Origin of the sequence: Pseudoalteromonas sp. SWXJZ94C (assembly GCF_015864385.1) — a bacterium.
In the GTDB taxonomy this organism is placed as follows: Bacteria; Pseudomonadota; Gammaproteobacteria; order Enterobacterales; family Alteromonadaceae; genus Pseudoalteromonas.
In genome coordinates this window covers 1-1,042 of the sequence record NZ_JADYXF010000135.1, presented here as the reverse complement: position 1 = coordinate 1,042, position 1,042 = coordinate 1, and the positions used below count along the sequence as shown (strand labels likewise).

The following is a 1,042-nucleotide window of genomic DNA, read 5'->3' as shown; positions in this document are numbered from 1 at the left end:
CGTACTAATGAGCCTGCCAGCGTCGTCGTAACTAAAGTGCTGATGCAGCTTGTTTTCAGGGGCTTTTTCGTCGAAAGCAATAGTTTGTATTAATTGCCCATGGTCGTTGTATTTATATTGAGTAAGTAACCCTACACTATTAAGCGTGGCGTTTACGCGCCCTAAGTTATCGTAACTGTAGCGAATAAGCTCACTGTTATAATGCTTTGCTAGTAACTCACCTTGCTCGTTCCATACAAACTTTGTAACGTTACCACTTTGATTTACGTGTTGCGTTAAATGCCCTAGCTTATCGTATACATAGAATGAGGTACGGTTATCGCCAAATGTTTCGCTTTGTAGTAAACCCGATACGCTGTATTTACGCGTAATAGTTTGACCATCTGGCAATGTGGTTAAAATACGTTGCCCTAGTTGATTATAAGCAAAGTGTGTTTTGCTACCATCAGGCTCAGTTATTGATGCTAATTGTCCAAATGGTGTGTAACTGTAGTGTATGACACTGTTATCTGGTTTTATTTCAGCTGTTTTTTGCCCTTGTGCATTGTAGGTATATTGCCATACGTTGCCGTTAGGGTCGGTGTGCTTAACTAATTTACCTTGTGCGTTGTGTACAAAGTGTTCTTTATGACCACGTGAATCTATACTGGTTGTTTCGCCGCGCTCGGTATTATATTCAAACTGGTAACTGTAGGTGTCGTTATCGCCCCATTGTTTTACACACTTTGCATTAGCCGAGTAGCTGTCCCACTCAAAATAATGGTTAAAGCCGCTTGCGCGGGTACGCTTAATTAATAAGTTGGCGGCATTGTAGGCGTAGTGTTCAGTCTCGTTTTGTTGATTGGTTGCTTGAACAAAAATTAGGATGGATGTCTAGCTTATTTTTGTGGGGTCTTAGCCATTTTAGCTCTAATAGGATTTAAATCTACATACGCCATACAGGCGGCATACAGGCGGCAAGTGCTGCTTCATCTAATAATGCTTGAGACGTAAAGCGCCCCTCCCACAAAGTTGTATGGAACAACTTTGAACGCCTTAGGCG

At 41.8% G+C, this 1,042-nt stretch carries 1 pseudogene; it reads right to left on the bottom strand.

What is annotated here, in order from left to right:
• A pseudogene (locus I6F65_RS22090) lies at window positions 1–645 on the bottom strand (sugar-binding protein); the annotation flags it as partial.
• Window positions 646–1,042: the final 397 nt, after the last annotated feature.